At 54.1% G+C, this 21,752-nt stretch carries 20 protein-coding genes and 3 pseudogenes; 12 read left to right on the top strand and 11 right to left on the bottom strand.

What is annotated here, in order from left to right; translation table 11 throughout:
- Positions 1–183 (top strand): annotated as a pseudogene (locus NAV27_RS18960) (three-Cys-motif partner protein TcmP); the annotation flags it as partial.
- A 57-nt stretch (positions 184–240) separates the two neighbouring features.
- Complete coding sequence (locus NAV27_RS18955; protein WP_003292660.1) at positions 241–873, top strand: HAD family hydrolase; 633 nt, start codon at positions 241–243, stop codon at positions 871–873.
- Positions 874–959: 86 nt separating this feature from the next.
- Here the strand turns inward: NAV27_RS18955 and NAV27_RS18950 are convergent, their stop codons facing one another.
- Entirely contained in the window at positions 960–1,850 is an 891-nt protein-coding gene (locus NAV27_RS18950) for a cation efflux transmembrane domain-containing protein (RefSeq protein WP_003292661.1), read from the bottom strand.
- A 92-nt stretch (positions 1,851–1,942) separates the two neighbouring features.
- Here NAV27_RS18950 and cadR point away from each other — a divergent pair, with 92 nt between their 5' ends.
- Positions 1,943–2,347, top strand: a complete 405-nt coding sequence (gene cadR, locus NAV27_RS18945; protein WP_003292662.1) for a Cd(II)/Pb(II)-responsive transcriptional regulator — start codon at positions 1,943–1,945, stop codon at positions 2,345–2,347.
- A gap of 122 nt (positions 2,348–2,469) precedes the next feature.
- Here the strand turns inward: cadR and NAV27_RS18940 are convergent, their stop codons facing one another.
- The 3 genes from NAV27_RS18940 to NAV27_RS18930 form a co-directional block, all read right to left on the bottom strand.
- The gene (locus tag NAV27_RS18940; protein ID WP_003292663.1) at positions 2,470–3,843 is read right to left on the bottom strand and encodes a heavy metal sensor histidine kinase; all 1,374 of its coding nucleotides are present in this window, start codon (positions 3,841–3,843) and stop codon (positions 2,470–2,472) included.
- Entirely contained in the window at positions 3,840–4,514 is a 675-nt protein-coding gene (locus NAV27_RS18935; RefSeq protein WP_003292664.1) for a heavy metal response regulator transcription factor, read from the bottom strand. The genes NAV27_RS18940 and NAV27_RS18935 overlap by 4 nt, the downstream gene beginning before the upstream one ends.
- Before the next feature lie 320 nt (positions 4,515–4,834).
- Positions 4,835–6,154 carry an OprD family porin gene (locus NAV27_RS18930; RefSeq protein WP_023444719.1) on the bottom strand — a complete coding sequence of 440 codons (1,320 nt, stop codon included), beginning with the start codon at positions 6,152–6,154 and terminating at the stop codon, positions 4,835–4,837.
- A gap of 839 nt (positions 6,155–6,993) precedes the next feature.
- Here NAV27_RS18930 and NAV27_RS18925 point away from each other — a divergent pair.
- The 4 genes and pseudogenes from NAV27_RS18925 to NAV27_RS18910 all read left to right on the top strand — a co-directional run.
- Positions 6,994–8,301, top strand: a complete 1,308-nt coding sequence (locus NAV27_RS18925; protein WP_031323266.1) for a TolC family protein — start codon at positions 6,994–6,996, stop codon at positions 8,299–8,301.
- 9 nt (positions 8,302–8,310) lie between these two features.
- Positions 8,311–9,657, top strand: a complete 1,347-nt coding sequence (locus tag NAV27_RS18920) for an efflux RND transporter periplasmic adaptor subunit (protein ID WP_031323264.1) — start codon at positions 8,311–8,313, stop codon at positions 9,655–9,657.
- A gap of 16 nt (positions 9,658–9,673) precedes the next feature.
- Positions 9,674–12,844 carry an efflux RND transporter permease subunit gene (locus NAV27_RS18915; protein ID WP_003292670.1) on the top strand — a complete coding sequence of 1,057 codons (3,171 nt, stop codon included), beginning with the start codon at positions 9,674–9,676 and terminating at the stop codon, positions 12,842–12,844.
- A 265-nt stretch (positions 12,845–13,109) separates the two neighbouring features.
- A pseudogene (locus NAV27_RS18910) lies at positions 13,110–13,315 on the top strand (IS3 family transposase); the annotation flags it as partial.
- Between the two features lie 168 nt (positions 13,316–13,483).
- Here NAV27_RS18910 and NAV27_RS18905 read toward each other — a convergent pair.
- Positions 13,484–13,813: a hypothetical protein gene (locus NAV27_RS18905; protein ID WP_021210274.1), complete on the bottom strand. Its 330-nt coding sequence runs from the start codon at positions 13,811–13,813 to the stop codon at positions 13,484–13,486.
- 395 nt (positions 13,814–14,208) lie between these two features.
- Here NAV27_RS18905 and NAV27_RS18900 point away from each other — a divergent pair, with 395 nt between their 5' ends.
- On the top strand, positions 14,209–15,129 hold the full coding sequence (locus NAV27_RS18900) for a cation diffusion facilitator family transporter (RefSeq protein ID WP_102829514.1): 921 nt from the start codon (positions 14,209–14,211) through the stop codon (positions 15,127–15,129).
- Between the two features lie 214 nt (positions 15,130–15,343).
- Here NAV27_RS18900 and NAV27_RS18895 read toward each other — a convergent pair whose 3' ends face one another.
- From NAV27_RS18895 to NAV27_RS18885, 3 genes are read right to left on the bottom strand one after another with little or no spacing between them, the layout of a single operon-like run.
- On the bottom strand, positions 15,344–15,805 hold the full coding sequence (locus NAV27_RS18895; RefSeq protein WP_003292672.1) for a methyltransferase family protein: 462 nt from the start codon (positions 15,803–15,805) through the stop codon (positions 15,344–15,346).
- Positions 15,806–15,809: 4 nt separating this feature from the next.
- Entirely contained in the window at positions 15,810–16,490 is a 681-nt protein-coding gene (locus NAV27_RS18890; protein WP_008569955.1) for a DsbA family protein, read from the bottom strand.
- On the bottom strand, positions 16,487–16,921 hold the full coding sequence (locus NAV27_RS18885; RefSeq protein ID WP_003292674.1) for a disulfide bond formation protein B: 435 nt from the start codon (positions 16,919–16,921) through the stop codon (positions 16,487–16,489). The genes NAV27_RS18890 and NAV27_RS18885 overlap by 4 nt, the downstream gene beginning before the upstream one ends.
- 209 nt (positions 16,922–17,130) lie before the next feature.
- Between NAV27_RS18885 and NAV27_RS18880 the strand changes: the two genes are divergently transcribed.
- The gene (locus NAV27_RS18880) at positions 17,131–18,090 is read left to right on the top strand and encodes an arsenic resistance protein (protein ID WP_003292675.1); all 960 of its coding nucleotides are present in this window, start codon (positions 17,131–17,133) and stop codon (positions 18,088–18,090) included.
- 25 nt (positions 18,091–18,115) lie between these two features.
- Here NAV27_RS18880 and tnpC read toward each other — a convergent pair whose 3' ends face one another.
- Together tnpC and NAV27_RS18870 are read right to left on the bottom strand one after the other, a co-directional pair.
- Positions 18,116–18,478: a Tn3 family transposase post-transcriptional regulator TnpC gene (tnpC, locus tag NAV27_RS18875; protein ID WP_003292676.1), complete on the bottom strand. Its 363-nt coding sequence runs from the start codon at positions 18,476–18,478 to the stop codon at positions 18,116–18,118.
- Entirely contained in the window at positions 18,475–18,651 is a 177-nt protein-coding gene (locus tag NAV27_RS18870) for a hypothetical protein (RefSeq protein ID WP_003292677.1), read from the bottom strand. The genes tnpC and NAV27_RS18870 overlap by 4 nt, the downstream gene beginning before the upstream one ends.
- A gap of 63 nt (positions 18,652–18,714) precedes the next feature.
- Between NAV27_RS18870 and NAV27_RS18865 the strand changes: the two genes are divergently transcribed.
- The gene (locus NAV27_RS18865) at positions 18,715–18,963 is read left to right on the top strand and encodes a hypothetical protein (RefSeq protein WP_101153433.1); all 249 of its coding nucleotides are present in this window, start codon (positions 18,715–18,717) and stop codon (positions 18,961–18,963) included.
- 279 nt (positions 18,964–19,242) lie between these two features.
- Here the strand turns inward: NAV27_RS18865 and NAV27_RS18860 are convergent, their stop codons facing one another.
- A complete protein-coding gene (locus tag NAV27_RS18860) occupies positions 19,243–20,136 on the bottom strand; it encodes a site-specific integrase (protein ID WP_102829513.1) in 894 nt (297 codons plus the stop codon).
- A gap of 563 nt (positions 20,137–20,699) precedes the next feature.
- On the opposite strand from NAV27_RS18860, the gene NAV27_RS18855 reads away from it, so the two are divergent.
- Entirely contained in the window at positions 20,700–21,134 is a 435-nt protein-coding gene (locus NAV27_RS18855) for a hypothetical protein (protein ID WP_017246346.1), read from the top strand.
- Between the two features lie 257 nt (positions 21,135–21,391).
- Positions 21,392–21,752 (top strand): annotated as a pseudogene (gene tcmP / locus NAV27_RS18850) (three-Cys-motif partner protein TcmP); the annotation flags it as partial.

Below are 21,752 nucleotides of genomic sequence, written 5' to 3'. Positions count from 1 at the left end.
CTTCGCGTAAAGCAGGCACTCGACATTGCTGTCGCGACCGGTGATCTGCTGGCGGTCGACAAGAACGGCAAAACAAGGCGTCGAAAAGGCACAAGCATCAAGTCGACAGATATCCTGATAGCGCCCCCGCAAAGACCCATCTTCTTCGTGCCACCTCTGAAGAAATCCAGTTCAGAAAACTGAGAGGGGCGGCATCGCTCTTCGGGTGGGCGGTTCGCCTCCAACGGTAGAGGTACCGGCATGATACAAGCAGTAGTTTTCGATGTGTTTGGCACGCTTCTCCAGATAGGTGAGCGCCGCCATCCTTTCCGCCAACTGATGCAGAACCTGCGGCTTCAGGGCAAAACACCAAGGCCGGATGACGCACGGACTCTGATGACTCGAAATCTGGGCTTGGCTGGAGCTGCCGATTATTTCGGTGCGCAGTTGAGCAACTCTGAGTTAGCTAGCCTTGAAAGCGACCTTTTCACCGAGCTGGCCAGCGTTCGCCTTTTCGATGATGCGTTGGAGTCGCTAAATCAGCTAAAGGACGCCGGCCTGAATCTCGCGTTGTGCTCCAATCTCGCAGCCCCATATGCGATTCCGGCCAAACTGTTACTGCCGTCGTTCGATGTTTACGGATGGAGCTTTGAGGTTGGGACAATAAAGCCTGAGCCCGCAATCTATCGTCAGATGATCGAACAGCTTGGCTGCGAAGCCTCCGCTATCGCAATGATCGGTGACACGTTGCAAGCCGATATGCTTGGTCCAATTGGGCAAGGCATGCGGGGCTACCACCTACAGCGTGAAGGAAAAGCCGATCAGTGCGGCTTCGTCTCGCTGATGGACTTTGCAGCCCACGTTCTGCAATACCCACCATCCGCCAACGGCTAAAGCGGCGTCGCCAGTTTTAGCTGACGCCGCTAGACCCGGATGGCTTACAGGCATGAAGACACCCTTTTTCTGTAACGGGAGCTCCTTCAACCCTTGAGCGCCAGAATACGCCGAGCGCCGTTGAGAACGATGAATCCCACGACGGTACCGATAATCAGGTCTGGGTAGTTGGACCCAGTCCAAGCGACGAGCGCTCCGGCGACTATGACGCCCATGTTGATGACCACATCATTGGCGGAGAATATCCAGCTCGCTTTCATGTGAGCACCACCTTCCCGGTGTTTGGAAATCAGCAGCAAACAACCCGTGTTGGCGAGCAATGCCAGGAACGCGACGGCCATCATTATCAGCGACTCGGGCTCGCTGCCGAATATAAAGCGTCTGATCACCTCTACGAGCACGCCGAGGGCCAAAATCAGCTGGAGCACACCAGCAAGGTGTGCAGCACGCACCTGCAGATTGACGCTGCGCCCAACCGCATAAAGGGCCAGGCCGTACACTGCCGCGTCAGCGAACATGTCGAGCGAATCGGCAATCAGACCCGCGGACCTGGCAATCAGGCCAGCAGTCATCTCTACCACGAACATGAAGGCGTTGATGCCTAACAGTAAACGTAGGGAGCGGGATTCCTGTGTAGAGTTCGCCGGATTCTCGGCGGCTTTGATCATCTCAGGGTCTGCCGCGACAGTTTTCTGAAGAGTGGCGCCTAGCCCTAACGTCGCCAGCTTTTTGGTTATGGGCTCAACGGCACTGTCATGCATGACATCTAACCGACGGTCCGACAGATCAAAAGTCAGCTTCCGAACTCCGTCCAAACCATTCAGCGCCAAGCGGATCATTCGCTCTTCTGATGGACAATCCATCTTGGGCACGGCGTAAACACTGACCCATTGCCCCGTCGTATCGGAAGGGTTTTGCATATCGGCATCAGCGGCTGGTGTCGCATCGCAGCCGCAGGGACCATCGGACTTGCTCATGATACGGCTCCACTTGAAATCGAAGATGGGATCATTAAAAGCCTTATAGCTACTATAAGGTCAATAACGCAGAGCCGATGAGGATTCACACGATGCGCATTGGTCAGTTAGCAAGGCTAATAGGGATTGATACACAGACGATCCGCTTCTATGAGCAGCAGGGCTTGTTGCCACCGCCTGATCGCCAGGCGAACGGCTATCGTGTCTACACCGAGAAGCATGGCGAGCGGCTAGCTTTCATCCGGCGCTGCCGAATCTTGAATCTGTCACTTCCAGAGATTCACGCACTCCAAAGCTACCAGGATGACCCTCGCCAGCCTTGTACGGCCGTCAATGCCTTACTCGATGATCACATTTCTCAAGTCAGATCCCAGATAACCGCTCTGCAATCACTCGAACGACAACTCGTTTCACTGCGGGCTAATTGCAACGATGGGCGGGAAGTTGAGGCTTGCGGCATTCTCGCCGGAATTAGCGAGGACGCATGCATTAAATGAACGGCGTTGGGGCTTGCGGGCCTGGTTACCCGGCCAACGCGCATGCCCTCGAAATGGTTGTTTGTCCCTGTGGTTTTTGCCCCTTCGTAGTGATGGCTGTCTCCGTGCGGTATCACTTTGAGTCAGGCCTGCCGAGGAAACGTGAGTTCAAACGTGGTCCGACCGTCTTTGCTGGCGACGGCCACGTGGCCTTTGTGGAGGTTCATCACTGAGCGGACAATCGCTAGCCCCAATCCTGCCCCGCGAGGTTGTATGCCGTTAACGCGGTAAAAGCGGTCGAACAGATGTGGGAGATGATCCGATTCGATAGTCGCGCCATGATTGGTGACAGCCAGCGAGACGATGTCTACGTCCTCCTCAAGGATCTTAAGTTCGACCGTACTGCCAGTATTTGAATGCCGCAGCGCGTTGGATAGCAGGTTGGAAATGGCCCGCTGGACCATAAGTCGATTTCCCAAAATCATGGCATCGCCCGTTACTGTCGTAGCGACTCCCGCTTCTTCGGCAAGGACTTCGAAGTATTCACATACGCGCCTCGCCTCGCTTCCTAAAGATAATTGTTCGAGCTTCAGTGCTGGGCTGGCGTGGCTGGCCTGGGCGAGAAACAGCATGTCTGACACGATTCGATCCATGCGTTCGAGTTCTTCAACCGACGACTCGATCACCTCCCGATAATGCTCCTTGCTTCGCTCACGCACCAAAGTCACCTGCGCCTTGCCTATCAGGTTGTTCAGCGGAGTTTTTAACTCATGAGCCACATCGTCCGAGAATTGTGACAGTTGCTGAACGCCGTCATCGAGTCGATGAAGCATTACGTTGAGGCTGTGCGCCAATGCCTGGAGCTCTTGCGGAAGCCGATCGGTGCGGATTCGAGGTGATAGATCCTGTGTAGATACCTTAGTCGCCAAGGCCCGGAACTTGCGAAGCGGCCGCAAGCCATTTTGGGCGATTAGCCATCCAGCCAATCCGATCAATATCAGTAGCATCGGCACGGTCACTAAGGCCGAGCGCAGGAATGCAGCCACCAGCCGTTGATCGGCACTGCGATCTTGCGAAAGTAAAAGCGTCATTGGAGCCAGTCCCGGGACTTGGATTTGCTTGCGCCCGGTTAGCATCTGCACGCCATCTTTCGTTGTCCAGCCAAGATAGTCGCCGTCCCTGCTCACGAGATCCAGCTGCTGCGGCGCATTGGCGAATCGGCCGATACTGAAAATGGGTGATTTCGCTGTATCGCCGATGACCGTAATCGAAAGGTTGTCATGGCCGAGTACGGTATCGCTCAATGCGTGTTGCCAGGAGCGGCCCATACGGGCTTTGGTGTCTTCGAGGAGTCCATGATCGATCTGAGAGAGCTTGGCCGTCACTTCCTCCTGGGCGCGCAGTTCCAGTTGGCGCACCAGTACCCAGTAGCTCAGTGCAATCAGCAGCGCGACCAAAGCGGCGCCGGTCAGTGTGATTTGAAGCGCGAGACGCGATGCGAGGCTGAGTGGCTTCAAGGCCGCGCCTCCAGCACGTAGCCCACACCCCGGATGGTGTGTATCAGGCGATCGCCGAAGGGTTCGTCCACTTTCATCCGCAGGCGACGAATCGCAACATCCACCACATTGGTATCGCAGTCGAAATTGATGTCCCACACCATGGCAGTTATTTCCGTACGCGTGAGGACTTCGCCAGTCCGGCGCATGAGCAGATGCAATAACGCAAATTCTTTGCTGGTGAGGTCGATACGCTGACCGCTCCGGTAAGCCCTATGCCGGGCCGGGTCCAGTTCGAGGTCGGCTACACGCAGGTTGCTCGGAAGTGTGACTGCCTCGCCTCGCCGCAACAGTGTCCGGATACGGGCAAGCAGCTCGGGGAACTGGAACGGCTTGACCAGATAGTCGTCGGCGCCCGATTCCAAGCCGCGGACTTTTTGCTCTAAGCGGCCATTGGCAGTCAGCATGATGACGCGTGTCTGCTTACGCCGCCTGATGAGTTCGAGAACCTCCCACCCATCCATGGTTGGCAGATTCACATCTAGCAGCACGATGTCATAGTCGTTCTGCAGTGCCAGGTGAAACCCATCGAGGCCATCACTTACGCAATCGACCAAGTAACCACATTCGATAAGACCCTGCTGCAAGTATTCCGCAGCGTTGATCTCGTCTTCGACAACCAGGATGCGCATGTTTTGAGGTAACTCGGCAAGGAGGTGCGCGGTAAGCGGAACCAAAAAAATCCATGTAGTAACTAGGTCAAGACGAAAGCGGCTTGGCTCTAGCGTGAAAGGCAGAGGCGAAAAGATCTGCCCAGGGAAGCGGGAAGCACTTTAACGCGGTAAAAGCCTTGTGAGGGCTATCTTGCGAATTTGTAATCTACCGGTCATTTGGTTGACCCGCAGCGCGAGCGGGTGCACCAAACGAAAAAAGGCGCCCTGATGGGCGCCTGAAACACATCTTCAAACCAAGGGAGCAAAACTAAAGAAGATGTGGTGTTGCTCATGGTGTTTCACAAGATCGAGAGAGGGTACTCGGCGATGAATCGGACCTCATCGAGGTCGGACTCGAAAGCAGTCGCCCGCGTGGTAGCCTGGCGCACCCGCAGAGACAAATCCTTGAGAGAGCCAGTCTGTACAACGTAGCGGGCTTCGACGTCGCGTTCCCAGCGGTTCTGTCCCGTCAGCGGCGCACCGTTATCGTCTTGGCGCATGTACACCTCGTTCGCGTTGCTGTAATCGGCGCCCCAACCGCGGGCGTAGCGGGTCATGAAAGTAAGCCCGGGTATGCCGTACTCCGCCATGTTCAGGTCGTAGCGCAGCATCCAGGACTGCTCTTTAGGTGAGTTGAAATCACTGTACTGAATGGAGTTGTTCAGGTAGATCGAGTCCGCCTGGCGCAAGTAGTCAAAGTCGTTGTTACCGTTGTTTCGCTGATACGACGCCGTGACGGTGTGCGCGCCGAAGGCGACACCCAGGCTGGAGCTCCAGATGTTGTTGTTGAACTCGCCCAGCAACTCACGGCCTTCGTCGGTTGCCTTGTAATAGTTGAAGCTGGCCAGCAGCGCGACGATATCGGAGAGCGGATAGGTGGCCGACGCACCGAAGTAATGCTGGTTCCAGGCATCTTTGAGGCGGCTGGTGTACAGGCTAAGACTGATATTTTCATTCACGCTGTAGTCACCGCCTGCGTAGCCGAGCCAAGGCGCGTCTACGCCCCCGCCGTAGAAGGTGACGAAGTCTTCGTTCATGTTACTGGTGTTGGGCTGGCTCATCGCGTGCAAGCGGCCTCCCTGAAGGGTGAGGTCGTCCAGCGAGTTGTTCACAACGGTGACACCCTTGAAAGACTCCGGCAGCAGCCGAGAGTCGCCGAAGTGCACGACAGGTGTAGTGGGAAATACATCGCCGGCCTTGATCTCGGTGTCCAGCAAGCGTGCTTTCACCGCGCCCCCCACCCGTGTGAAGTCATCCTCAGGATCGCCAGCGCTGTCGTGGGGAAGCAGGTCGATGCTGCCGCCCACACCGGAGCGCCCCGAACCGGAGTCGAGCTTGAGGCCGAGCATGGCGAAAGCGTCGAAGCCAATCTCTACCGAGCCTTGGGTATATCCGGACTCGAAGAAGGCCATCAATCCGTGGGCCCATTCCTCGGAGTAGCCATTGCCGGCGGCACTCTCACCGTCGCGAAAATCCCGATTGAAATAGAAGTTGCGATTTATCAGCGATAGCGTGCTGCCTTCGATGAAGCCCTCGGCTGTTTCCGATTGGGCAAAGACCGGGGCGCTGCCCAATGCCAGTGAAAGGGCTGTCAGCGAAAAAACGGCCTTTTTGCTCATGATGATGCTCCTTATGTACGGCAGGTCAGTGCTCGAATGACGCCTTTCGCCTTTTTGTTTTTAGCGCTTGGCCATGTTCTTCCCCTAGAGATGACGGCAGGATTAGCGGCAAATGACTATTTTGTAATCTGAGGAAGCCCAATCGCGCACTCCTTCGATTACAGATTTGTAATGTTGCGGTCACCAGGTCGTTATCCACACTTATTTAAAGTCACCACCCCATAGCCATCAGCTATCTCGCCGGCTTGGCAAGGCTGATAAAAACGCTTTCGTGTATTTGTCTACTAAATTCAGGGCGAATCACTATCGCAGTAGAGGCGCATGTGTTTCGCGTCTTGGCGGGGGTAGTTCTTATGATTGGATTCGACATCTAAACCAGGAAGTCATCGTTTTGCCTTGGATGAGAAAAATAGTTTTGCTGATGTTGCTAGCCTTGTTCCCATTGCAATCATCATGGGCAGTTGTTAGCACGAGCTGCAGTCATGAGGATGGTTCGGCAGCAAATCATCTTGGACATCACGAACATCCGCACGAGTCTCTGGGTACTGACGAGGAAGGATCGTCAAAAGCCGCAAAAAAAATCAGTCTGGATGGAGACTGTGTCTTTCATGGCGACCATATCAAGCCGCTTATAACGAAAGGGATCTGTCCTGGTTCGGTATTATCAATGAGCTTGAAACCGTTTCCTTCTGCTAGCTACGCATCGGCTGAAGCGGGGCGTCCTGAGAAACCTAATTGGCGCATCGGTGCAAAACCGGTGGGACGCCAAAGTAACCAGTAAGCGCCATTTATCTGTATCTGACGTCTCACCGAACCTTCCCTTTTTTTAGGAGATTTCGGTGCGAAAAGCTCTTTTCTCGCTGGGGTTGACGACGTTGTCGTGCAATCTCGCCTTTGCGCAACCCTTAGAGTTGCCGACCTTCACACAGACCTTACCTGTCAGTGTGTCAAATACCTTCCCCGTTGAGTCTGTCGACTCCATAAGCTTTGTACGCGCCTTGGAACTCGCTAGCTCTGCAAGCCCTGAACTGGCTGCTGCAAGACGTGAGCTGGCTGCTTCTCGCGCATTGATTAGCCAAGCAGGAGCACGTCCGAATCCAATATTGTCCGCTAGCCAGGAGGGAATCCGGGGCGATGCCCCGGAGACCACGCTTGAACTGAGCCAAGAAATAGAGCTGGGTGGTAAACGTTCGGCTCGTATTGAGGCAGCGCAACGCGCCATGGACGTAGCGGCCGCCGACCTACAGGACGCCCAAGCTCGACTGAGGGGGGCAGTGATGGGTGCATACTACGATGTGCTTACTGCTCAAGAACGGCTGGACCTCGCTCAGGCTGCTTCAAAGCTTGCGAAGCAAGCTGTGAACGTTGCCAATCGACGTGTGAGGGCCGGCATGGTCTCTCCCGTAGAGGAAACCCGGGCGCGGGTTGCGGCTACTGGAGTGCAAGTAGAGCTTGCCCAGGCCACAGCTGAACTCGAAGCTGCGCGCACTCGGCTGGCGGCCAACTGGGGAAATCCACAGCCACGCTTTGAGCGAGTAAAAGAGCCGGTAGAGGCAGTGCCTCCTCTTCCCGAGCTAGCTGAGCTTTATAGCCGTTTGAACGATTCCGCCCAACTAACCCGCGCGCGTCGGGAGGCTGAAAGACGTCGGGCTGCGTTGGAGCTGGAAAGGACGAATCGCTTTTCTAACGTGACGGTTAGCGTAGGTGCCCAACGCTCAGATGAATATAACGGCACGCTGGGACTGGTGAGTATCTCGATGCCCCTGCCGTTGTTTGATCGAAACCAAGGCAACATCGGAGCAGCACAGGAACGGGCCTACCAGGCGCAGGACGAGCTTAACGCCGTCCATATACGCCTGAAAAGCGAACTTTCCCAAGCGCACATGCGGCTGCGCACTGCTCGCCAGCAGTTCGAACTGTTGCGCAACGACATGCTCCCCAGTGCCCAAAGCGCTTATGAAGCTGCCAGCAAGGGGTTCGAACTAGGAAAGTTCACCTTCCTTGACGTACTGGATGCTCAACGCACGCTTTTCCAAGCCCGCTCTCAGTATCTGTCTGCGCTCTCGCAAGCTAACCAGGCGGCGGCGGAAATCGCCCGAATCGTCGGCGATGGGTCGGCCGTTATCACCTCGGCCACTCAGCCATAAGGAATCCATATGAAAAGTAAATCGAATACATCTTCCTTGGCTGGTCACAAGAAGCAGATTTTTTGGATCGTCGTCATATTAAGCGTGGCACTTGTGCTTGGCGGATTGCTTCTTCGCAGTAGTCCAGCTGTGCCCGAAGCGGGCGACGCACATAGCGAGCATGGTGACGCATCGGAGCAGGAGGATGAAGGGCATTCGGATGAGGATGCTGAAGCCGAAGGAGATCATGGACATGATGAAGGAGGCGCCGATAGCGATCACGAGGTCGGTGCGGCAGAGAAAGATGAGCATGAAGATGAGCCCGAGGGAGCGGAGCACACTGAAACAGCAGAGGTAGAACTCTCAGAGACACAAATCCTAGCCGCCGGCATTTCACTGGCAACTGCTGAGCCCGCAAAGATACAAAGCGCAATCGAGCTGCCAGGTGAAATTACGTTTAACCAGGATCGTACAGCGCAAGTTGTGCCTCGTCTCTCAGGTGTCGTTGAAGCGGTCAAAGTCGATTTGGGCGAACAGGTGAAACAGGGGCAAGTGCTTGCTGTGATCGCGAGTACCGACCTGTCGGAACGTAGAAGCGAGTTCTACGCGGCACAAAAACGTCTTGCATTGGCTCAGAAAACCTATCGACGCGAAAAGGAGCTGTGGGAAGAGCGTATTTCTGCAGAACAGGATTATTTACAGGCACAACAGGCTCTACGGGAAGCAGAGCTGACGGTTGCGAATGCAAAAGCACAGCTACAAGCGCTTGGTAGTGATGCTGGCAAGCCAGACGCATTGAGCCGCTACGAACTCAGGGCGCCGTTCGATGGGATGATCGTTGAGAAGGACATCACGCTCGGTGAGTCAGTCAATACCGACGACCAGATATTCATCATTTCCGATCTCTCTACCGTTTGGGCAGATATCAGCGTTCCTGCCAATGCACTCAGCGCGGTACGAGTCGGCAGCAACGCGGTTATCGAAGCCACAGCATTCGAGTCCAGTGCCAATGGCACCGTTTCTTATGTCGGCTCACTTGTTGGTCAGCAAAGCCGCGCCGCTACCGCCCGGGTCACGCTTCCGAACCCGGAAGGTGTTTGGCGTCCCGGCCTGTTCGTCAAAGTGCGGGTAGGCTCTGGCGGAGTGTCCGTGCCGGTTGCAGTCAAGCCCGATGCGATCCACACGTTGGAAGATAATCCGGTGGTGTTTGTACGGACCGACCATGGCTTTGCTGCTCAGCCAATCGTGACTGGTCGCGGCGATAGTGAAGCGGTTGAAATCAAGGAAGGTCTTCAGGCCGGAGTGCGCTATGCCTTGGCCAACAGTTTCATCATTAAGTCCGAGCTTGGCAAAGCCAGCGCCTCGCATGCTCACTGATACGGAGTTATAGACTGTGTTCGAACGTATCATTCGCTTTTCTATAGAGCATCGCTGGCTGGTTTTGCTAGCCGTGCTTGGCATGGCAGCGTTAGGAGCTTACAGCTACCAAAAGCTGCCTATCGATGCTGTCCCTGATATCACCAACGTACAGGTGCAAATCAACACTGCGGCCCCAGGTTATTCCCCGCTGGAAGTGGAGCAGCGCATTACCTACCCGCTCGAGACGGTAATGGCCGGGTTGCCCAAGCTCGAGCAGACCCGTTCCTTGTCTCGATATGGACTTTCTCAGATCACAGTTATTTTTGAGGAAGGCACTGACATCTATTTTGCCCGCCAACTTGTGAATGAGCGCTTGGGAGGGGCCAAAGATCAGCTTCCGGAAGGCGTCACTCCAACACTTGGCCCTATTTCCACTGGGCTTGGCGAAATCTATTTTTGGACGGTTGAAGCTGAGGACGGTGCCACCAAATCGGACGGTACGCCTTATACCTCTGCTGACTTGCGTGAGATTCAAGATTGGATCATCAAACCGCAAGTCCGCAATGTACCAGGCGTAACTGAGATCAATACGATCGGAGGATATGCAAAGGAATATCAGATCGCCCCCAACCCAGACACTTTGCGGTCGTTTGGACTAACACTACAAGATTTGATCGAGGCGGTTGAGCAAAACAATAACAATCTAGGTGCCGGATATATTGAAAAACGCGGCGAGCAGTATCTTGTTCGTGCTCCAGGACAAATGCAATCAGTAGAGGACATCCGCAATACCCTTATTAGCAACGTTGACGGTACCCCAGTACGTATCCGCGACGTTGCGACGGTAGAGGTTGGAAAGGAGCTCCGTACTGGCGCAGCCACCGAGAATGGCCGCGAAGTGGTTCTAGGTACGGCTTTCATGCTTATCGGTGAAAATAGCCGGGTAGTTTCTAGGGCTGTCGATGACAAGATGAAAGAGATAAACCTTTCGCTTCCAGAGGGCGTAAAGGCGATTACTGTCTACGATCGAACTGTACTCGTAGACAAAGCTATATCCACCGTTAAGAAGAACCTCACTGAGGGTGCCATTCTTGTTGTGGTTATACTTTTTCTCTTCTTGGGCAATATCCGTGCGGCGATCCTAACCGCACTTGTTATACCGCTGGCGATGCTCTTTACGTTCACCGGCATGGTAGCCAACGAGGTCAGCGCCAACCTGATGAGCTTAGGCGCATTGGATTTCGGCATCATTATCGATGGTGCCGTGGTGATTGTTGAGAACTGCGTGCGTCGACTTGCTCACGCTCAGTCCCATCACGGGCGGGCATTAACGCTGTCCGAACGGCTTCATGAAGTGTTCGCTGCGGCAAAGGAAGTGCGTCGGCCTCTACTCTATGGGCAGCTGATCATTATGATCGTATATCTGCCGATATTCGCCCTTACAGGGGTAGAAGGTAAGATGTTCACGCCCATGGCGTTTACCGTAGTGACAGCGCTATTCGGGGCGATGATTCTCTCGGTGACGTTCGTCCCGGCAGCCGTTGCGCTCTTTATCGGCAAGCGTGTTACAGAGAAGGAAAACTTTCTAATCCGCAATGCTAAACGGGCCTACGCACCTGCATTCGATGCGGTGATGTCCAACAAGCCAGTAGTGCTCACCTTTGCCGTTGTTGCAGTTGTACTTTCCGGCCTCGTAGGGGCACGTATGGGCAGTGAATTCGTGCCTAGCCTCAACGAGGGGGACTTCGCTATCCAAGCCCTTCGTGTACCGGCTACCAGCCTTAGTCAGTCTGTCGAGATGCAGCAGCAGCTGGAGCGAAAGCTCATGGATGAGTTTCCGGAGATCGAGCGGATTTTTGCGCGCACAGGCACTGCGGAGGTGGCATCCGATGCCATGCCTCCAAACATCTCTGACGGGTACGTCATGCTGAAGCCACAAGAGCAGTGGCCGGATCCAGGCAAGTCGCGCGACGAACTCTTAAGCGAGGTCCAAGCATCCGCCGCTGAGTTACCGGGCAATAACTACGAGTTTTCCCAGCCTATTCAGCTGCGTTTCAACGAGTTGATTTCCGGTGTTCGTGCCGCTGTAGCCGTGAAAATCTATGGTGATGACATGGAGGTTCTTAACAGCACGGCGGCGGAAGTGTCCGAGGTGCTAGGACAAGTACCAGGCGCCTCCGAGGTTACGGTCGAGCAAACGACTGGCCTTCCTATGCTCACGATTGATATCGATCGCGATCAAATCGCACGATACGGCCTGAGTTTAGATACTGTACAGCAAGCGGTTGCAGTAGCCATCGGGGGCCGAGAGGTAGGCACCTTGTTTCAAGGAGACCGGCGTTTCGATATCGTAGTTCGTTTACCGGACGAGATACGAAGCGATCTCGCCGCAATTGAGCGGCTCCCAATTGCCCTTCCAAGGGAATTAAACAGCGCCATAAGTTATATCCCCCTCGGCGAGGTGGCCACTCTGGATTTGGCCCCCGGTCCGAATCAGATCAGTAGAGAGGAAGGGAAACGGCGAATTGTCGTTAGTGCAAACGTCCGTGGTCGGGACATTGGATCATTCGTATCTGAGGCAGAACAGAAAATCCAGGCCCAGGTAGATATCCCGTCAGGTTATTGGATCGACTGGGGCGGTACCTTTGAGCAGCTTGAATCTGCAACGAAGCGGCTGCAGATTGTCGTCCCTGTGGCGCTGCTCCTGGTGTTCATTCTGCTTTTCATGATGTTCAACAATGTCAAAGACGGCTTGTTGGTGTTTACAGGGATTCCATTTGCGCTCACCGGAGGCATTGTTGCGCTGTGGCTGAGAGATATCCCATTGTCCATTTCAGCAGGAGTTGGCTTTATTGCTCTGTCGGGCGTCGCCGTTCTAAATGGCCTGGTAATGATCTCCTTCATCCGTAGCCTACGGGAGCAAGGTTTACCTCTGGGCACCGCGATCCGCGAGGGCGCTCTGACCCGGCTACGGCCGGTATTGATGACAGCCTTGGTGGCTTCACTCGGGTTCGTTCCGATGGCCTTGAATGTGGGTACCGGTGCAGAGGTACAGCGCCCCCTTGCGACGGTGGTGATCGGGGGGATTCTCTCCTCAACGGTGCTAACGCTATTGGTACTGCCGTTGCTCTACCAGCTGGCTCATCGGCGCGAAGACGAATTGGAGGAGCAAGAAATCGCGTTGGCCGCTGACAGAACAAGCTAGAGATTGGATGGCGGCACACAACGCCCCGTTCTTGCTAGCTCGCGAGAACGGGGCGTGTTGGTTTCGGAGTGCTAAGATTCAGCGGCGGCGCAGCGGGCAGCAAAGCCTTTATAGCGTAGGTCTAATGCATCTAAACGGTGAATAGAAAGGGTGCTCAGCGCTTAGTGCGTATGACTCCGCGCTACATACGCCTCCTCGGCTGATGGCTTTCACCCACGGTGAGCTGACGAAAGATTATGCAAGCAGCGGCTGACCTGCCCCGGGCGGCAGCACGGGCGATAGCTACGAAAACGCCCTGGCTGGAACGATCAGCGGGCTTTACAAGGCCGAGCTGACACCTTCAATCATGGACGAACCGCGAGGCCGTTGAGATGGCGACCCTGACGTGGATGCGTTGTACGCCACCAGCGTCTGTTCAGCTCAATCGGATATGCTCTTGCGAACGCTAATAACAGACAGATCAGGCGATAGCGGCCTGACTTAACGAAACGGCCTATAAAGGCCGGGGCGATTCGCTGGTAGCGATGTTGCGGGCAAGTGATGGACACAAAAAAGCGCCCCGAAGGGCGCTTAGAGTACAACTGCTTCCAACGGTGCTTGGAAGCTGCCGGCGGCGGATATCGTTCAGATATTAAGCGGTTAGTCAGCTTTGGTTTCTTTCTTAATTTCCGTGTTGTTCTGATCTTGGCGAATATCATTAACCTTCAACTCGTTTGCTTTTTTTTCGGCGGATTCGGTTCCGTGAATTCGCTTTTGATCTGCTCGGAATTTTTCATTAAATTTCATTGAACGGTCGTATCCATCTCCTGCATAAGACGATGCGGAGCCGAAAATTACCAAACCAACAACAATAGCTTTCAACAGATTCATAGGGCAGTCCTCGCTAAATTCAAAGGTGGCTTGCTGAGCTTTCTCGGTGAGCTCTACAGGTTCGAATGAATTTTGCCTGACTGAAGCTAACAGCAGCATGAGCCAAGCATTACATTATTGAAATGTAATGCTTCCATTGTGGAGTGACATGAGCGCCTTGCTTCGTCATTGCAGCAACAAGGCGCACCAATCTGCAAGGGGCTTGAGCCTACGACAAAATTGATTGGAAGATTACATTTTTGTCATCTTCAGATCATGGCACCGCATAATCCATATCATTAGCGAGCAACGTCGTTTATCGTTTGAGAGAGATCGACCTGTTGTCGGCGAGTTAAAGACGATAACGCACGAACTCGCTCGAGGGTGGTCGCATTTTCTGTCAGTGTGGCTTGGAGGGCCAGATGGTATAGGCGCTAGTATTTTTATTATCTCTTATGGGCGGTCGTTTGGCTCCCCTATTTTTCTTACGCTAGTTTTTAAGGAGCGGTAAAAATATGGCTCACGAACATAACCATAACACCGAAGCCATGGGTGATAAGCGTTTAATCGCAGCTATTGGCGTTAATACTACACTAACTCTGGCACAAGTTGTTGGCGGGATACTTTCTGGGAGCTTATCGCTCATAGCGGATGCACTACACAACTTGAGCGATGCTGCATCACTGGTTATTGCGCTCATCGCACGTAAGATCGGCCGCAAACCGCCAGATGCTTTTAAAACCTTTGGCTACCGACGCAGTGAAACCATAGCGGCTTTGATTAACTTGGTCACGCTGATTATCGTTGGTCTCTACCTCATCTACGAAGCTATAGGTCGGTTTTTTTCCCCACAGCCCATTGAAGGATGGACAGTGGTCGTGGTGGCGGGAATAGCCTTGATTGTAGATATCGCTACGGCCTTGCTCACCTACACAATGTCTAAGAATAGCATGAATATAAAGGCGGCATTCTTGCACAACGTGTCGGATGCGTTGGCCTCCGTCGGCGTTATTATTGCCGGAACATTGATCCTCCTGTATGGCTGGTATTGGACAGATACTGTCCTGACGCTGATGATTGCTGGTTACGTGCTATGGCAGGGCTTTAGCATGCTACCTAAAACCATTCACTTGTTGATGGAGGGCGCGCCAGAAGGAGTTTCCATCGCCGACATAATCAATATCATGGAACATGTAAACGACGTTGTGAGTGTTCACCACGTACACGTATGGGAAATCGCTGAGCATACAATCGCACTGGAAGCACATGTTGTCATCAAGAAGGCTAGCCTGCCCGATATTGAACGAGTAAAGACTGATTTAAAACGAGTACTTCATGAGCAATTCAAAGTCAGCCACTCGACACTTGAAATGGAGCTAGACGGCAGTGTTTGTATCGACACCAGGCAGGCCGACAGTCATCGCAGCGAAGCATAAGCCTGCTTTGCGCTCAACGCTGTTGCTAGACAGTTATCTCGATATCAACGGAGTGAACTTGCGACATCACTCGTTGGCGCTATGTCTTCGACCAGAGACATGCTAGCGGCATGTGGCCAAAGCAGCTCGTCACGAGGAGATCAGGCTAGGTCGTGGCACCTTCGGCAGGCTGCCGCGACGAGCAAGCCCCGCCAGTCGCTACCGCCGCGGACGCTCAGAGCCAGCGGCGGACTCGTGCACGGTAGCGGGCAAATGATTCGCCGAACAATGTTTCCAGCGCCCACTCTTCGGCTGGGATCTGGAAACGGTTCATGTACAGCACGAAAGCAACTACGCCAAGCAGGGTTAGAGGCGAGGCCAAGACCAGCGCCCAAGCCGCCAGGATAATGGCAAAGCCTAAGTACATGGGGTTGCGGCTGTACCGGTAGATGCCAGCCTCCACTAATGCAGAAGCCTGCTGCGGCTGCAATGGATTAACCGTAGTACGCGCGCGGCGAAACGACAGGACGCCGGCGAGGCACACGCCGAGCCCCAGGAGCAGTATTGGCAAAGCGAAGGTCAGGCGCGCGGTCCATGCCAGTTCGAAACCCGGCAATTTGGTTCCCGACAAACCCATCAGCACAGCGATCAGGCCGGCCACGAGCAGCGGTGGCACGCGGTTTTCCAGCGCGCTCATAGTGTCATTCTCGTGCCTTGGCCACTTCGCTGTTCACCAACTGGCGCAGCGGCTCCGGGCCAAACTCGCTGAGCGCACGACCATTGACAAAAAAAGTCGGCGTGCCACGAACCCCAACGGCTTTAACGTCCTGCATGTCCGTTTCCAGCACGGCGTTGACGCCAGGCGTATGCATGTCCTGGCGGGCCTGTTCCAAGTTCAAACCGACGCGCTCTGCAGCAGCCCATGCCTGCGTTACCTTGGGGTCGTCGTGCCAACCGGGTTGGGCTTCCAGCACAGCCCCCAACACTTGTTCATGGAGATTTTGCTTACGCGCCGCCTCCAGCATTCGCGCCACCTCTTCGGAGCCTTGATGGAACAGTACATAGCGCAGCACCAAACGCACGTCTTCCGGGTTCTCGGCGAGGATCTGCTTCACATAGGGGTGGAAGGCGCGGCATGCCTCGCAGGAAGGGTCAAAGAATTCGACGATGGTCACTGGCGCTTGCGCCGGGCCGAACACTGGTGAGTGGAAGCGAACCAACTGGCCGCCGTTCTGTTTGGGTTGTGTCGCGGTCTCTTGGGCTGTCGAACCGGGAGCCTGGGCCTGTTGAGGCGATTGCGAGGGGGAATAGAAGAATGCGGCGGCAGCAAAGACGGCCAGGATCACGACACTGACGATCAGGACCACGGAACGGCGATTCATGGGGTGGTTCTCCGACGGATGATTATGAGCAGGATGGCGATAAGGATAAAAGCGAACAAGGCGAGTGCCGGCAGGGGCACCACGCCGAAGAGGGTCATTCCGGCGCCTGAGCAGGATGGACCAGTGGCCGTGCAGGGCTGGATCGGCTGTGGAATCAGCCCTGCATAGAGCAGCGTGTGAACAAATGCCAGTGCCGCACCGATAGCGGTCAGCGGCAGGGCATAGTGCCAGACGGTGAAATCCGAGCGGTAGCAGGCGATGGCCAGGATCACCGCCAGCGGAAACATGAAGGCACGCTGGAACCAGCACAACACGCAGGGTGCCTGGCCCATCACCTCACCAATGAACAGCGCGGACAGGGTCGATACCAGTGCGACCAGCCAGGTTAGCAGCAGCAGGTTCCAGGGCATGCCTGAAGGTTGAGGATTCATTGCGGTTAACTCCTGGCGATGGCGAGCACTTGCCTCAGACCCGCCATCCAGTTATTTCGAAACATCATGCATCCTCTTATCGGCAGGACTTGTTAGGACCGTTGCGGACTTCGCCCAACGGCAAAGCGAAAAGCAACCAGCCTCAACGCTGGGTTAAATCCGATGCCAGTGGGAGAATGTCGCCCTTGCGCAACAAGGGAAGATATCAGATGTCGCGGGACTGGCTGGAAGAACACCAGATAGCATTTTATTTCGCGGCGGTGGTGGCCGCTGCCATTGCAGGCCTGAGCTCTGCGCAATTCACCGGACTGACGGCCATGGCCATCACACCGGCGATTGCCGTGCTGATGTATGCCATGTTTCTGCAGATTCCTTTTTTGGAGCTGCGAGAAGCTTTTGCCAACCGCCGCTTCGTCGGTGCCTTGTTGCTGGCCAACTTCCTATTGGTGCCATTGATGGTGTGGCTGGTGACGTGGCCGCTCTCATCGAACAAGGCCTTGTTGGTCGGCGCGCTGCTTGTCCTGCTGACGCCTTGTATCGATTACGTGGTGGTCTTCACCCACCTGGGCAAAGGGGACTCTCGTCTGGTGCTCGCGGCGACGCCATTGCTGCTGTTGCTCCAGCTTCTGCTGCTGCCCCTCTACTTGCGGCTAATCCTTGGCCCCGAAGCCGGCACAGTGATCGAGCTGTGGCCCTTCGCAGAAGCCTTCCTGTTACTGATCGTCCTACCCTTGGTAGCGGCTGTGCTCACCGAATTTGGCGGACGCCGATCTCTGCTGCTTCGCGCATGGAGCGCAGGTTGGGCCTGGCTGCCAGTGCCTGCAATGGCCCTGGTTCTAATCGTGGTGGTGGGTTCGCAGATCGCGGCTGTCGTGTACCAACTCGACATCCTGGCGCCGTTGCTTCCGGTATACGGAGCGTTTCTACTACTCGCTCCGGCCCTCGGCGTACTCAGCTCCCGGCTATTTGGCTTGGAGGCTTCTGCCGCACGGGCAGTGGCCTTTAGCTCAGGCACTCGCAACTCGCTTGTAGTGCTTCCCCTGGCCCTAGCGCTCCCGGAGTCCATTCGCGCGCTGGCCGCGGCGGCTGTGATTACTCAGACACTCGTAGAACTGATTGGTGAATTGATCTACTTACGGGCGATTCCAGCCATGGTCAGAAACAGTTGAGCCTCGTCGAAATCGGCGAGAGCGCTCATGCCTCGTGCTGTGGAGCAAGATTGATCAGCGGCGCAATGATGAGCTGAGCGGAGCGCGCCCAAGAAACCAGTGCCTCAAGATCCATCTGTAGAGATTGGGCTTCTGTCCAGATACAAGCACTCTCGGCAGGCACCGTAAGAGCGATGCCCTCAACTATCGTCAGAGCCATCGCATGCAATCTCAGTAGCTCGTCGCGAATGGAGGTGATTCCACCCAGTTCCACCAAGCAGACGTCCAAGCGATCAACCAGCCGGAGCAGTTGAGAGGTGTCGAAGCTGTCGCGCAGGTTTTCCAACGCCACGGCGTCCACTTCGCCGTACGGTGTAAGGCGGAAGGATGCGGGAGGAATGTTGATCATGGCGTTTTCTCGGTATCTAGCTGGCTAGGTCTGATCACCCGCAGCGAGCCGGCAGCTTGTTGGAACACCGAGTCCTTGATCCAGGGCTCCGGTGGCCGGTTTAGCTTGAGGTTGAATTCGCCGAAGCGCTTGAGGTTGCTGGTCAGGTAGAGTGGTTGGGCCCCCTTCAGCATACATAGCGGAACTGGTGTAGACGACTAGCCCTGAGCTAGGCCTTGGGCTTTCAAGCAGCTCCAATGATCGGCACTGAAGTGCTAGGGAGCGGATTACTTCTAAAATTCTGGCTAACACGCTCACACTTAAAAACGCTTCTGGATATGCTGGAAAAAGGCAAGCCAAGCAGGCGAAAAATTGACACTAACTACTTTCAATACAATGGTTATTTCTTGGGATATAACTCTTCTAAAGATAATGCCGGTAAATACGGATTTGAAGAAAGCCCTGCTGAAATCAAGCAAAAAGTGAAAGAGCTTTTACTAATCTAGCTCGGTCGAACAAACTAGGTCTATTGCTCGTTGAGTGATCGTCTCTGAGCATTTTAACTGCTGCCGTTGCTGGCAGCCATGAGTCAAAAATTGCACTCAACGACAGGCAGCTTTTGGCCGCAAGCTGCCGATGAGCGACACCCATGTGTCCAAGATTACGTAACAGATACCTGAGCGTTGACGACGTAAAGGTGGAAACCGCTATCAAAACCAGAGCTAGATACAAACGCTCGATAGCCTAAGGAATTCATGATTGTCCGCTGAAATGACCACATCACCTCAGCGGTCAGCGACCTCAGACCTACGATCCAAGTCTCGCTGATCATTAAGGGCCACGACGTCCGCACGCATTCGAGCAGGCACTGTATCTCTCACCTTTGAAAAGTCAGCATCGCTTGCAGGCTTAACCTTAACCGCTTCTGCACGTCCAAATCTTTTATCGCCATAGCGGCTAATCGAATCGGTAGCCTGGTGCCCCATGACGTATGCCATTTCTATTGCGGACATGCCTGAGGCTTTCAGATTTGAGCCGAACTGGTGACGAAGTGTGTACATACTCGGCACCTTCCTCCTACCGAATAGCTCAGTAGCGACTTGGTGAAGCGCAATGCGTATAGAATCCATACTGCGCGGCTGACATTTAAAAGCAGCGAGAGCGTTTCTCAAGATATTGCAGACGTCTCCATCAGCCTCAAGCGTTCGGCTAGCGCCGCGTAAACCTTTGTGGCTAAGCTTTGCACCAGATATATGGATGCGCCGGCCATCAATGGAAATTCCGTTAAGCTCGCATGGTCGCGCTCCGGTAAGAGATATCACCATTAACGCTCCCGCTTCGACAGGCATATCTCGTTCAGCCAGACACCGTAGCCACGTCTCGAAATCAGCGGAAGAAAGCTTCTGCGGACGTCGCTGTTTTTTCTTTCGCGGCAGATTTAACACAGTGACCGGATTGAGCGTCCGATTGATTTCTTGGGCAGCCCAGAAATTGCCTCGACGCTTTTGATCAAACGCCAAAGCGTTACGTAAGCGCCGATAATAGTCCGGGCGGTAATCAGGAGCCGCCCGAAGCAAAGCACCAATAATATTGAGCTCATCAAGCTCAACGCCCTGCATTCGAGTCGCATAGAAGTTACTGGCCAAACTGATGTAGGCGCTTTGAGTCTCTGCATTCATAATATTCTTCTTATTATTTGGTGACACATGCCACACAATCAATTATCGCAAATACGAAAACAAAAAAACAACAGCCAAAACATTATTTTTATATAACCCAAAAGCTAAGTATTGCAAAGGCGAAAAAAACTATCATTTCTATATCGCATTCCGGACTTTGGTTCGTTGGCCAAGAACGCACCATGTTACCTGACCCATCAAGACAACCCGCCGGGAGCAGCACATAGACCGACTGGATAGCGTCGGGTATCAGCAGGTGCTTCCACTCTTTCAGCCGATTCACATTTTAAAATGCGAGAACCAAGTAGAGTAATTTTAAATTGCGCTCACAGCCTGGGTCGGCGACGGACTGGCGCGATCGCTTACCGAGACACCACTGCCCACGACATACTGCTTGTGCCACTTTTAAATTATGAGTTTTGGGTCGAACACTCTACTAGATAGCCAGCCGAACGGCCTCCGGGGCGTTAACCAGAGACTGCATAAAAATACAGTTAGCCTATTGCCTTTTTTAAGCAGAGCAACTTAGAATTATGAACAGAACAACAACCTGAGGAAAAATCATGTCTATCCTAATTCTTAACTGCGAGCGCGACGAAGTCGGCGGTCAATACCTAGTAGCAAGCATTCACGGTGTGGAACACTGCGTATCACTTGATGATGACTATCCGGAGAAAATCCCAGATTCAGATGATATAGTCCACCGCATTAATGCAGATGACTTCAATGAGCTTTCTGAGAAGGTACGCTCCTACGTGCGCAAGCACAGCATAGCCCCCATTCATTCACTCGATGACGTTAGGCTGCTGGCGATGCAGCTCGGCGATATGAAAGCAAAGACCTACGAAATCGACGAAGAAGGTCATGGCCTCACGCTCCGTGACTGTAGCGTAGATAAAGGTGTACGCATCCTAGCTCGTAAATTTCAGAGTACATATCAGGCGCATCGCTGGCTGACCGAGCAACTGGATATTTTGAGTTTCAATGCACCACGGTAAGCGTGCACGCGCTAATGTCCCGCCATTGCATTCCCAATCAAAAGCCGCATGCAACCGAGGCGCGCTATATATAAAGACGTTTAATCGACTAAATTGACTTCAATGTGACTCGGTTAGACGTTGGCTTTATTGTAGATCGCCTGATTAGCTTGAAGACTGCCCACTTCAAATCTTTACTGTCTCGGTAGCCTTTCATTTACTAATGCCCGGCAACCGACGCACGCTTATAGATTGCACCAACAAAAGCGCATGGCATGCTGAAAGAGCTGAAGGCACATCAGCCTCGCAATTGGCAGTACCTGATCCAACGCCATCTGTCTGAAGGGATCAAACAGGAAAGCGGTGCCCAGTACATGACCGTGTTCTTCATCCGCCCTGCTGGCAGCAACCCGATGGCCTATTGGTTTATCCATCTGGCGAACAACTACCGCGCCAACGATGTGATGAAGAAGATCCACTGGAAATACGGCAACAACTTTTCCCATATGCTGTCGCCTTCCAGCTTTTTCGGCTACGACGCCAATCGGGATATCGCCGTGACAGGCCAACACGATTTGCTGTTGGATGAGCATCACTTCGACGATGCCACCGATGACCGCGTCCGAGGAGAACTTTCAG

Source organism: Stutzerimonas degradans (assembly GCF_024448505.1).
In the GTDB taxonomy this organism is placed as follows: Bacteria; Pseudomonadota; Gammaproteobacteria; order Pseudomonadales; family Pseudomonadaceae; genus Stutzerimonas; species Stutzerimonas degradans.
This window is presented reverse-complemented; position numbering and strand designations above follow the sequence as displayed.

Coding starts and splice junctions, on each gene's coding strand:
- NAV27_RS18905 (WP_021210274.1), bottom strand. CDS start 13,813: ATGCTGCTGTTAGCTTCAGTCAGGCAAAATTCATTCGAACCTGTAGAG.
- NAV27_RS18930 (WP_023444719.1), bottom strand. CDS start 6,154: ATGAGCAAAAAGGCCGTTTTTTCGCTGACAGCCCTTTCACTGGCATTG.
- NAV27_RS18950 (WP_003292661.1), bottom strand. CDS start 1,850: ATGAGCAAGTCCGATGGTCCCTGCGGCTGCGATGCGACACCAGCCGCT.
- NAV27_RS18855 (WP_017246346.1), top strand. CDS start 20,700: ATGTCTATCCTAATTCTTAACTGCGAGCGCGACGAAGTCGGCGGTCAA.
- NAV27_RS18890 (WP_008569955.1), bottom strand. CDS start 16,490: ATGAATCGCCGTTCCGTGGTCCTGATCGTCAGTGTCGTGATCCTGGCC.
- cadR (WP_003292662.1), top strand. CDS start 1,943: ATGCGCATTGGTCAGTTAGCAAGGCTAATAGGGATTGATACACAGACG.
- NAV27_RS18870 (WP_003292677.1), bottom strand. CDS start 18,651: ATGCTGAAGGGGGCCCAACCACTCTACCTGACCAGCAACCTCAAGCGC.
- NAV27_RS18955 (WP_003292660.1), top strand. CDS start 241: ATGATACAAGCAGTAGTTTTCGATGTGTTTGGCACGCTTCTCCAGATA.
- NAV27_RS18895 (WP_003292672.1), bottom strand. CDS start 15,805: ATGAGCGCGCTGGAAAACCGCGTGCCACCGCTGCTCGTGGCCGGCCTG.
- tnpC (WP_003292676.1), bottom strand. CDS start 18,478: ATGATCAACATTCCTCCCGCATCCTTCCGCCTTACACCGTACGGCGAA.
- NAV27_RS18880 (WP_003292675.1), top strand. CDS start 17,131: ATGTCGCGGGACTGGCTGGAAGAACACCAGATAGCATTTTATTTCGCG.
- NAV27_RS18935 (WP_003292664.1), bottom strand. CDS start 4,514: ATGCGCATCCTGGTTGTCGAAGACGAGATCAACGCTGCGGAATACTTG.
- NAV27_RS18900 (WP_102829514.1), top strand. CDS start 14,209: ATGGCTCACGAACATAACCATAACACCGAAGCCATGGGTGATAAGCGT.
- NAV27_RS18885 (WP_003292674.1), bottom strand. CDS start 16,921: ATGAATCCTCAACCTTCAGGCATGCCCTGGAACCTGCTGCTGCTAACC.
- NAV27_RS18920 (WP_031323264.1), top strand. CDS start 8,311: ATGAAAAGTAAATCGAATACATCTTCCTTGGCTGGTCACAAGAAGCAG.
- NAV27_RS18865 (WP_101153433.1), top strand. CDS start 18,715: ATGATCGGCACTGAAGTGCTAGGGAGCGGATTACTTCTAAAATTCTGG.
- NAV27_RS18860 (WP_102829513.1), bottom strand. CDS start 20,136: ATGAATGCAGAGACTCAAAGCGCCTACATCAGTTTGGCCAGTAACTTC.